Origin of the sequence: Microvirga calopogonii (assembly GCF_003347665.1) — a bacterium.
Classification (GTDB): Bacteria; Pseudomonadota; Alphaproteobacteria; order Rhizobiales; family Beijerinckiaceae; genus Microvirga; species Microvirga calopogonii.
The window spans coordinates 56,358-66,508 of record NZ_QDGA01000027.1 but is presented as its reverse complement, the minus strand read 5'-3'; the positions used below and the strand labels follow the sequence as shown (position 1 = coordinate 66,508).

Below are 10,151 nucleotides of genomic sequence, written 5' to 3'. Positions count from 1 at the left end.
TCGCCGAAGAGCATCATGGTGTTGTCGCGGAAGAACAGCTCGTTCTCGACGCCGGCATAGCCCGATCCCATGCCGCGCTTGATGAACAGCACGGTCTTGGCGCGCTCCACGTCGAGGATCGGCATGCCGAAGATCGGCGAGGACGGGTCGGTCTTCGCCGCCGGGTTCGTCACGTCATTGGCGCCGATGACGAAGGCGACGTCGGCCTGCGCGAACTCACCGTTGATGTCCTCGAGCTCGAACACCTCGTCGTACGGAACGTTGGCTTCCGCCAGCAGCACGTTCATGTGGCCCGGCATGCGGCCCGCCACCGGGTGGATGGCGTACTTCACCTCCACGCCTTCGCTTTTAAGCTCGTCGGCCATCTCGCGAAGCGCGTGTTGCGCCTGGGCGACCGCCATGCCGTAGCCCGGCACGATGATGACCTTGGCGGCGTTCTTCATGATGAAGGCTGCATCGTCCGCCGAGCCCTGCTTCACGGGGCGCGTCTCGACCGCGCCGCCTGCGGCAGCCGCCGTCTCGCCGCCGAAGCCGCCGAGGATCACCGAGATGAAGGAGCGGTTCATGCCCTTGCACATGATGTAGGACAGGATCGCGCCCGAGGAGCCGACCAGCGCGCCGGTGATGATGAGCGCGAGGTTGCCGAGGGTGAAGCCGATGCCCGCCGCCGCCCAGCCGGAATAGGAGTTGAGCATCGACACGACCACCGGCATGTCGGCGCCGCCGATGGGGATGATCAGCGTCACGCCGAGCACGAAGGAGACAAGCACGATCAGCCAGAAGGCCGCGTGGCTCTCGGTGCGGATGAAGAACACGAGCAGCACGAGAAGCAACAGACCGAGGCCAATGTTGATGAGATGCCGGCTCGGCAGCAGGATCGGCTTGCCGGACATGCGCCCGTCAAGCTTCAGAAACGCGATCACGGAGCCGGTGAAGGTGATGGCCCCGATGGCGACGCCGAGCGCCATTTCGAACAGCGAGCCGCCATGGATGGTACCGACCGAGCCGATGCCGAAGGCCTGCGGTGCGTAGAGGGCGCCCGCCGCCACCAGCACGGCCGCGAGGCCGACCAGGGAGTGGAAGGCGGCCACAAGCTGCGGCATGGCCGTCATCGGCACCCGCCGGGCGACCACGGCGCCGATGCCGCCGCCGATGGCCAGCCCCAGGATCACCAGAGCCCAGCCGCCGAACCCGCTCGGCGGGGAGACGAACAGGGTAGTGAGGATGGCGATTCCCATACCCACCATGCCGTAGAGGTTGCCCTGCCGGGACGTGGTCGGATGGGACAGCCCGCGCAGCGCCAGGATGAACAGGACGCCGGAGACGAGGTAGAGGATCGAGGCTAGATTGGCCGACATCGCCTCATCCCTTCTTGCGGTACATGGCAAGCATGCGCTGGGTCACCAGGAAGCCGCCGAAGATGTTGATGCTGGCGAGGACGAGGCCGACGAAGCCGAGTGCCCGGGCCCAGATCGGCCCCTCGCCGAGGGCCGGGGCCACGTTGACGCCCACCGCCAGCAGCGCGCCGACTACGATCACCGACGAGATGGCGTTGGTGACCGACATCAGCGGCGTATGCAGCGCCGGTGTCACCGACCAGACCACGTAGTAGCCGACGAAGATCGCCAGCACGAAGATGGCGAGGCGGAACACGGTCGGATCGACGGCCCCGTGGGTCACGACGGCGGCGGCGTTGCCGGCGGCCTCGGCCACCTGATCGGCGATGGTCTGGGCCGCCTCGGCCGAGCGGCGGGCAGCCTCTGCCGCCGCTCGGGCCTGCTCGACGGCCTGTTCGGGCGTAAGCGTTGCCATGGTGTCCTCCCCTGGACGGTTTAAGCGGTCGGCTGGAAGGCGGTGTGGACGATGGCGCCGTCGCGGGTCAGGCAGGTGGCCTTGACCAGCTCGTCGTCCCACTTCACGGCCAGAGCCTTGGTTTCCTTGTCCACCAGCGTCTCGACGAAGGCGTAGAGGTTCTTCGCGTAGAGGCTGGAGGCGCTGGCGGCGAGGCGTCCGGGCACGTTGAGGTGGCCCACGATCTTCACGCCGTTATGCTCCACCACCTGGCCTGCCTGGGCCAGCTCGCAATTGCCGCCGCGTTCCACGGCCAGATCGACGATGACCGAGCCGGGCTTCATGGATTCGACCATGGCGCGCGACACGAGCTTGGGCGCCGGGCGACCGGGAATGAGCGCCGTGGTGATGACGATGTCCTGCTTGGCGATGTGGGAAGCGACCAGCTCGGCCTGCTTGGCCTTGTAGGCGTCCGACATTTCCTTGGCGTAGCCGCCGGCGGTCTCGGCCTGCTTGAATTCCTCGTCTTCGACCGCGATGAACTTGGCGCCGAGGCTCTCCACCTGCTCCTTGGCGGCGGGGCGCACGTCAGTGGCGGTCACGACCGCGCCGAGGCGGCGAGCGGTGGCGACGGCCTGGAGACCGGCGACGCCGGCCCCCATGACGAAGACGCGGGCGGCCGGAACGGTGCCGGCCGCCGTCATCATCATGGGCATGGCGCGGCCGTATTCGGCGGATCCGTCGATGACCGCCCGGTAGCCGGCGAGATTGGCCTGGGAGGACAGCACGTCCATGACCTGTGCGCGGGTAATGCGGGGCATCAGCTCCATGGCGAAGGCGGAGACCTGCGCATCGGCCAGGGCCTTGAGAGCGGCCTCCTGGCCGTAGGGATCCATGATGGCGATGACGAGGGCGCCGGGCTTGACCCCCGTCAGCTCGCCCTCGGCGGGGCGGCGGACCTTGAGGACGATGTCGGCGTCCTTCAGGGCATCCCCGGCCGTCGTGGCGACCGAAGCGCCCGCCGCCTCGAACTCGGCATCGGGAATGCCGGCCTTGGCGCCGGCCCCGGCCTGGACGACCACATCGGCGCCGAGGCTTTTGTATTTCTTGACCGTCTCAGGGGTGGCGGAAACACGGGTCTCCGCTCCATCGGTTTCGGAGAGAACGGCGATCCGCATGTAGGCCCCCCTGGATGTGGTCAACGGCTTGGAATCAAGCTCTTGTCTCGTCTCTAATGTCTCGAAACGCTCCCCGCCGCTCAGTAGAGGATGAGCGCCAGCACGAGGAGAATTCCGACCGCTGCCGGAGCCCGCACGCCCACGGAGGGGGCCATCGCGCCGATGCCGCCCGCAACCAGCGAGAGGATCACGCCGAAGATCGCCGTGAGCCAGGCATGCTTGATGCCGCCGACGGCCAGCGCCAGCACGTGGCAGATGATGACGGCGGTGGCGATTTCGGCAAACTGGACAAATCCGTGATAGGTCGCCTCATGAGCGCGGCCGTCCATATCCGGACTGTAGCCCCCGTGCGGCGCATGTTTTGTATCGGCCATGATTCAAAGCCCTGTTCAGCGTCACTAGTTAACTGCTGCGTTTAGCGCATGCCGTAAGGAGCCGCAATCTTTCGAATGGCTCCAAACGAAAACTTTATGAATGCTCTTTGCATCTATTTGATCCCGAGGAACTCGCGCCACTGGGGCAGGCTGACAGTCTCGTAATCATATTTCGAAACCGCGATCCGGCGGGCCTCCGCGGCCATGGCGGCGGACTTCTCCTTTTCCGCCAGCGTCTCGCGCACCCGCTCGGCCAGGGCCCTTTCGTCGAAGAAGGGGAAGAGGCGTCCGTTGACCCCGTCCTGGATGATCTCGCGCACCGGTTCCGTGTCGGAGGCCACGATCCGGCATTCGAGCGCCATGGATTCGATGGAGGACCAGGAGAGCACGAAGGGATAGGTCATGTAGACATGGGCCGAGGAGACCTGCAGGACCCTCACGAACTGGTCGTAGGGCAGGTTTCCGACGAAATGGACCCGGGACCAGTCCACCGGACGCTCGATCCGGGACTTGAAGACGTCGAACCAGGTTTGTCCCTTGGGCGCGGATCCGGAATAGCTCGTCCCCCGGCCGCCGATGATCACGACGCGAAGCTCGGGATCGATGTCGAGAAGGTAAGGCAGGCTCTTGAAGACGATGTGAGCGCCGCGCATCGGCTCGATGTTGCGCGTCACATAGGTGACGACGGGCTTCTCGCGGGTGAGCTGTGGACCGTTCTCGCCGAGCTGGATCTTGACGTTCGGGTCGGGCTGGAGCCGCTGGGTGTCGATCCCGTCATGGATGATGGCGAGTCGGTCGCGCAGGTAGGTCGGGAAGGTGTCCCGCTGGTAGCGGGTCGGCGCCACGGCCACGTCGGCGGCATCGAGAGCGCCGAGCTGCATGGAATTTTTCAGGCGCAGGCGCCAGATCACCTCCTCGTTGGTGACCGGGAACTCGGGATCGAAATCGAGATCCTGCCCTTTGGCGTGATAATAATATTCGAAATAGGCTACGTGGCGGGCCTTGGGCCAGACATCCTTCAGGAACAGGTTCTCGCCCCAGCCCGTATTGACCACCACCACGTCCGGCTCGAATCCCTGTTGGGCCAGCGCCTTCGCCCTGTGGGCGACGCCATACGCGCGGCGCAGGCGTGGGATGACCGGGGAGTAGCGGTTCTGATAGGGCGCATCCTCCGGACCGGGGACCGCATCGTAGGAGAAATACTTCACGCCCGGGATGGAGCATTGCTTCACCATCCCCAGGCCCACGACCTCATGCCCCTCGGCCACGAAGGTTCTGGCCAGGCGAAGGAATTGGCCAGGAAAGTTCTGGTGAACGAAAGCGATTTTCATGGGCTGCCCCTTACCTTCCGTTAGCCTGTAGGGCCGAACGGCGTAAAATGCAACCTCATTACATGGGATTTGGTAAACCGGAAGCGGCCAGGGCCTCTTTCTGTTTCTGCTCGAGGTTCTCCAGCGAAAAGCGCTCGATCTCGTTCTCGAACAGCCGGTGGTAGTTCAGCTCGGCCTTCAGGTGCAGGAAGACGGCTCCCAGGCCCACGGCCGCCCGGTCCATGAACACGAACTCGCGCGGGACGGTGACGGGCCCCTTCTCCTTCAGGGCCTTATGAACCTCGAAGGCCTGGCGCCGGCCGTATTCGCCCGGCTTCACGCCGTCGGCCACGGTGCGGATCCGGTCGTCGAGGAGCGGGGCATAGATGAAGCGGGCCCAGATGTTGAGAATGTCGATCAGCTCGTTCGAGAGGTTCTTGAAGCCCCAGGTCTCATAGGCGTGGACCACGCGCGCCCGGTCGTCGGCCTGGAGCCCGCGATAGAGATCGACCACGCCACCGACGAAACGCGGATGGAAGATGCGGATGCAGCCGTAGTCGAGAAGGTTGATACCCCTCGCCTCCCCGCCTTCGGAGAAGACCGTGTAATTGCCGAGATGCGGGTCGCCGTGGATGACGGCCGCGTGGCTGAAGGGATGCCACCAGGCCTTGAACATGGCGACCGCCAGCCGGTTGCGGATCTCGACCGGCGCTTCGGTGAAGCCGAGGATCTTCTCGCCTTCCAGCCATTCGAGCGACAGGAGCCGCCGGGTGGACAGCTCCGGATGGACCCGTGGCACCCGGACCTCCTCCACGTCGGCGAGGGTCCGCGCATAGAGCGCCGCGTGTTTCGCCTCGCGTTCGTAATCGAGTTCTTCGCGCACCCGCTCGCCGATCTCCTTGGCGATCTCACGGGTGTCGATGGCGGGGTCCATGCGGCGGTGGAGGGCGAAGACCAGTTCGAGCTGGCTCAGATCCGCCTCCACGGCGGATTGCATGTCGGGGTATTGGAGCTTGCAGGCGAGCTGCTCGCCCTCCTTCGTGGTCGCCCGATGGACTTGGCCGAGCGACGCGGCCGCCGCGGGGTTAAGATCGAAGGAGCCGAACCGGCCCTGCCATTGGGGTCCCAGCTCCGCCTGCATGCGCCGTTTCACGAAGGCCGCCCCCATGGGCGGCGCTTCGCTCTGGAGCTTCTGCAGCTCGGCTGCATATTCCGGCGGGATGAGGTCCGGGATGGTGGCGAGGAGCTGCGCCACCTTCATGATCGGGCCTTTGAGTCCGCCGAGCGCCTGGGCCAGCACCGCCGCGTTGGACGCGTCGCGCGCATCGCCCCCGAACAGCCGCGAGCCGGCCATGCGGGCCGCGACCCCGCCCATGTTGGCGCCCACGCGGGCGTAACGGGCGGCGCGCGCGGAGAAGCGGTTCGCTTCGCGGTCGGAATCGGACATCAGGCTGCCTGCTCCATGGCCTCGAGCTCACCGATCAGGCGTTCGATCATCGACAGACCGATCTGCCAGAAGGCCGGATCGCCGGCATCCAGACCGAAGGGGGCGAGCAGCTCCGAGTAATGCTTGGTGCCGCCGGCCGACAGCAGCGCGAAGTACCGGTCCACGAAGCCTTCGTTGGAGCGCTCGTACACGCCGTAGAGCGAGTTCACGAGGCAGTCGCCGAAGGCATAGGCGTAGACGTAGAACGGCGAGTGGATGAAGTGGGGGATGTAGGTCCAGAAGCTCTCGTAGCCCGGTCCCAGACGGATCGCCGGACCTAAGGATTCGTCCTGAACCGACATCCAAAGCTCGCACAGCTGGTCGGCCGTCAGCTCACCGTTGCGGCGCTCCAGATGCACCTTTCGCTCGAAGGAATAGAACGCGATCTGCCGCACCACGGTGTTGAGCATGTCCTCGACCTTCGCCGCGAGCATCGCCTTGCACTGCACCGGGTTCGTGGTCTGGTCGAGAAGGCGGCGGAAGGTCAGCATCTCGCCGAAGACGGAGGCCGTCTCGGCGAGCGTCAACGGGGTCGGCGCCATGAGCGCGCCGTTGGGCCCGGCCATCACCTGATGCACCCCGTGCCCCAGCTCGTGGGCGAGCGTCATCACGTCCCTGGGCTTGCCCTGATAGTTCAGGAGCACATAGGGATGGGCCGAGGGCACCGTCGGGTGCGCGAAGGCCCCGGGAGCCTTGCCGGGACGGGTCGGCGCATCGATCCATCCCTCGTCGAAGAAGCGCCTGGCGATGTCGGCCATGCGCGGCGAGAAGTCGGAATAAGCCGAGAGAACCGTGTCCCTGGCCTCGTTCCAGGAAATGGTGCGCTGCTCGACCTTCGGCAGGGGCGCATTGCGGTCCCAATGGTCGAGCGCGTCCTTGCCGAACCACTTGGCCTTCAGGGCATAGTAGCGGTGGGACAGGCGCGGATAGGCGTCGCGCACGGCCGCGACCATCGCCTCCACAACCTCGCGCTCGACCCGGTTGGCCAGATGGCGGGAATCCGCCACGTCCTGGAAACCGCGCCAGCGGTCGGAGATTTCCTTGTCCTTGGCGAGCGTGTTGGTGATGAGAGTGAAGGTGCGGAGATTGGCCTTGAAGGTCTTGGCGAGCGCATCGGACGCGTCCTTGCGTACGCTCTCGTCCGGATCCTGCAGCTTGTTCAGGGTCGGCTCGATGGGCAGCTCCTCGCCGCGCACCGTGAAGCGTAAGGACGCGATGGTCTCGTCGAACAGGCGGTTCCAGGCCGAGCGGCCGGTCACCGACTTTTCGTGGAAGAGCTGTTCGATCTTGTCGTCGAGCTGATAGGGCTTGTCCTTGCGGAGATCCTCGATCCAGGGCTTGTAATGGGCGAGCGGCTGTTCGCTCACGGCCTTGTCGAGAACCGCGTCCTCGATGCGATTGAGCTCGAGCGCGAAGAAGAGCAGTTCCGTCGAGGCGGTCGTCAGGCGCTCCTGTGTGTCGCCGTAGAACTTCGCCCGGACCGGGTCGGTGGTATCGCCGGAATAGACAAGGCCCGCATAGGACATGAGGCGGCCGAGAAGATCCTCGATCGCCTCGTAGCGCTTCACCACCTCGTTCAGCCGTTCGGGCGCATTCTCGCCCCGGACCATCTCGTCGAGCTTGCCGCGATAGGCTTCGGCGAAACCCTTGCACTCCGATTCGGCCTTGGCGAGATCCCGCTTGAACGCCTCGCTGTCCATGCCCGGATAGAGATGGGACAGATTCCATTCGGGCAGCGGCCCGAGGTCGGCCTGCACGGCGCCGGCGGAGGATGGATGGTGCAAGGGGGACATTGTCTGAGAGATCACGGGCGACTGCCTGCTTGGGAACACGCTGGAAGGGTCTGCACACATATTGGCTGCCGTGCTCCCCGGATCAACCCATATCGGCTGGAGGCCGGCTCCCGCCTGCGTCCCGTTAAGAGACGGTTTACTCCTTATCGTTCAGCATGGCTCGCATGTTCCTCGATATCGTTTCAACTTCTCAGGCCCCTTCCCGATGTCGCGTCCGCCGCGGTCCTTTACAGAAAATTGAATCAACTTGACCTAGACGATGAAGCCGCACGGCGTTTCGCGCGTTAAGCGTAACAGGACGTGTGCGGAAACACCGACGACATTCACTTGATGGAGGATCTTCTCGCCTCCACCTTCACTGCGATGAGGAGCATGATCATGCGTGACGTGCGCAAGACGGCACTGTGGCTTGGTCTCATTGGATCCGTCTCCCTCTTTCCCCTGTCGGCCCTAGCGGAAGATGCGGGCCCTCCCCAGGCCGAGGTCCTTGAGGCTGTTCCGGCGGAGCCCTCGTTCCACGATATTGCCGTTCAGGACGCTCCGGCGCAGAAGGATACGGCTGCTCAAGCCATCCCGCTGACCGAGCCGGCACCCGTCACCATCGAGTCGGTCGATCTCAAGGCCGCTCCCGCCATCGACATTCCCCTGCCCGACGCGGCTCCCGTGACGGCCCTGATGCAGACGGATCTCTTCCGCATGGCCGTGGAGGGATTGTTCGCGGACGATGCCGTCATGCGCGAGATGCGCGTGAGCGCCAAGGACCGGGAGGCCCTGCAGGCCTTCTACGCCCAGGCCGAGCGCCCGTTGGTCTGGGCGCGGGACGGCGCCTGGTCGCCCGCTGCGCTAGGCGTGATGGAACGCCTGAAGGCCGCCGACGAGGACGGTCTCGACCCGGCCGATTATGCCTTGCCCGACCGGGGACTGCGCAAGGACGAGACTCCGGCGCAATGGGCGAAGGCCGATGTGAAGCTCTCCCTGTCGGTCATCCGCTATGCCCGCGACGCCCGCGGCGCGCGCATCGATCTTGCCCGCCTGTCTCCCCTGGTGACTCCGAAGCTCGCCCTGCCGGCCATCGACGAGGTGCTGAGCAAGGTCGCCGCCGCCGGCGATGCGGGCGGCGCGCTCGAGGCCTACAACCCGCCTCACGCCGGTTACAAGGCCCTGAAGGAGCGGCTGGCGAAACTGCGCGAGAGCCATCCCTCTCAGCCGAGCGTGCACCTGCCCCGCGGCCCGATCCTGCGCGTGGGCATGAAGGATCCACGCGTTCCCCTGATCCGCGCGCGCTTCAACCTCGCGAAGGATGCGAACAACCAGACGGTCTACGACGAGCGCGTGGCTTCCGCCGTGGCGGCCTTCCAGAAGGAGAAGGGCCTGCCGGACACGGGCGTCCTGAATGCACAGACGGTGGCGGCCCTCTCCGGCCCCTCGGTGGCGCAGCGGCAATCCGACCTGATCGCCAACATGGAACGTTGGCGCTGGCTGCCCGCCGATCTGGGGCAGCGGCACATCATGGTGAACGTGCCCGAATTCCGCCTGCAGATGGTCGAGGGGCGCAACACCGTCTATCAGACCCGCGTCATCGTCGGCAAAGAGCAGTCGCAGACGCCGATCTTCTCCGAGGACATGAAGTACCTCGTGGTCAATCCGTCCTGGACCATCCCGCCGTCGATCATGAAGAAGGAGATCCTTCCGGCGCTCGCCAACGATCCCGATTACGCTGCGAAGAAGGGCTACAAGGTCATCCGCCGCGGCGACCGGATCATGGTCCAGCAGCCGCCCGGCGAGCGCAATGCGCTGGGCTTCCTGAAATTCATGTTCCCCAACCAGCACGCGGTCTATCTGCACGACACGCCGAACCGCAATCTCTTCTCCGCCAGCAAGCGCGCCTTCAGCCATGGCTGCGTGCGCGTCGACAAGCCGTTCGAGCTCGCGGAAGAGGTCATGGGCCGGGACGGCAAGTGGACCGAGGAGAAGCTGCGCGGGCTCATCGGCAAGGGCGAGCGCACCGTGCACCTGTCGAACCCTCTGCCCGTGCACCTGACCTACTTCACGCTCACGGTCGACGAGAAGGGCGAGATGAAGAAGTTCGAGGATCTCTACGGTCTCGACCGCAAGGTCCGGGCCGCGTTGAACCTGTCGGAATAGCCGCCTCCTTCGTCGCGTTTTCAGCCAATTTCCTGCTCTCACTTAACGGGAATGTAACCGTCTTCGGCAAAGAT

At 65.3% G+C, this 10,151-nt stretch carries 8 protein-coding genes; 1 reads left to right on the top strand and 7 read right to left on the bottom strand.

The genetic code is table 11. From position 1 onward, the window contains the following. The 7 genes from DDF70_RS19330 to DDF70_RS19300 form a co-directional block, all read right to left on the bottom strand. Nucleotides 1–1,358 (bottom strand): NAD(P)(+) transhydrogenase (Re/Si-specific) subunit beta (locus DDF70_RS19330; protein ID WP_162820502.1); only part of this gene is annotated, 1,358 nt, incomplete at its 3' end. A 4-nt stretch (nt 1,359–1,362) separates the two neighbouring features. Then, nucleotides 1,363–1,812, bottom strand: coding sequence for a proton-translocating transhydrogenase family protein (locus DDF70_RS19325; RefSeq protein ID WP_114946474.1), 450 nt, complete (start codon nt 1,810–1,812; stop codon nt 1,363–1,365). A 20-nt stretch (nt 1,813–1,832) separates the two neighbouring features. Further along, nucleotides 1,833–2,969, bottom strand: coding sequence for a Re/Si-specific NAD(P)(+) transhydrogenase subunit alpha (locus DDF70_RS19320; protein ID WP_114946473.1), 1,137 nt, complete (start codon nt 2,967–2,969; stop codon nt 1,833–1,835). Between the two features lie 80 nt (nt 2,970–3,049). Next, the gene (locus DDF70_RS19315) at nt 3,050–3,343 is read right to left on the bottom strand and encodes an aa3-type cytochrome c oxidase subunit IV (RefSeq protein ID WP_009763394.1); all 294 of its coding nucleotides are present in this window, start codon (nt 3,341–3,343) and stop codon (nt 3,050–3,052) included. Nucleotides 3,344–3,456: 113 nt separating this feature from the next. Continuing rightward, on the bottom strand, nt 3,457–4,674 hold the full coding sequence (locus DDF70_RS19310; RefSeq protein WP_114946472.1) for a glycosyltransferase: 1,218 nt from the start codon (nt 4,672–4,674) through the stop codon (nt 3,457–3,459). 58 nt (nt 4,675–4,732) lie between these two features. Next, entirely contained in the window at nt 4,733–6,100 is a 1,368-nt protein-coding gene (locus tag DDF70_RS19305) for an ABC1 kinase family protein (RefSeq protein ID WP_114946471.1), read from the bottom strand. Beyond that, nucleotides 6,100–7,932, bottom strand: coding sequence for a M3 family oligoendopeptidase (locus DDF70_RS19300; protein WP_170316096.1), 1,833 nt, complete (start codon nt 7,930–7,932; stop codon nt 6,100–6,102). Before DDF70_RS19300 ends, DDF70_RS19305 begins: the two co-directional genes overlap by 1 nt. A gap of 378 nt (nt 7,933–8,310) precedes the next feature. Between DDF70_RS19300 and DDF70_RS19295 the strand changes: the two genes are divergently transcribed. Next, nucleotides 8,311–10,077 (top strand): L,D-transpeptidase family protein, encoded by a 1,767-nt coding sequence (locus tag DDF70_RS19295; protein ID WP_114946478.1) that lies wholly within the window; start codon nt 8,311–8,313, stop codon nt 10,075–10,077. The last annotated feature ends 74 nt before the right edge of the window (nt 10,078–10,151 follow it).

What these genes read in the sequence shown, in the direction of transcription:
- DDF70_RS19310 (WP_114946472.1), bottom strand. Translation starts at nt 4,674, where the DNA reads ATGAAAATCGCTTTCGTTCACCAGAACTTTCCTGGCCAATTCCTTCGC.
- DDF70_RS19295 (WP_114946478.1), top strand. Translation starts at nt 8,311, where the DNA reads ATGCGTGACGTGCGCAAGACGGCACTGTGGCTTGGTCTCATTGGATCC.
- DDF70_RS19315 (WP_009763394.1), bottom strand. Translation starts at nt 3,343, where the DNA reads ATGGCCGATACAAAACATGCGCCGCACGGGGGCTACAGTCCGGATATG.
- DDF70_RS19305 (WP_114946471.1), bottom strand. Translation starts at nt 6,100, where the DNA reads ATGTCCGATTCCGACCGCGAAGCGAACCGCTTCTCCGCGCGCGCCGCC.
- DDF70_RS19325 (WP_114946474.1), bottom strand. Translation starts at nt 1,812, where the DNA reads ATGGCAACGCTTACGCCCGAACAGGCCGTCGAGCAGGCCCGAGCGGCG.
- DDF70_RS19300 (WP_170316096.1), bottom strand. Translation starts at nt 7,932, where the DNA reads ATGTCCCCCTTGCACCATCCATCCTCCGCCGGCGCCGTGCAGGCCGAC.
- DDF70_RS19320 (WP_114946473.1), bottom strand. Translation starts at nt 2,969, where the DNA reads ATGCGGATCGCCGTTCTCTCCGAAACCGATGGAGCGGAGACCCGTGTT.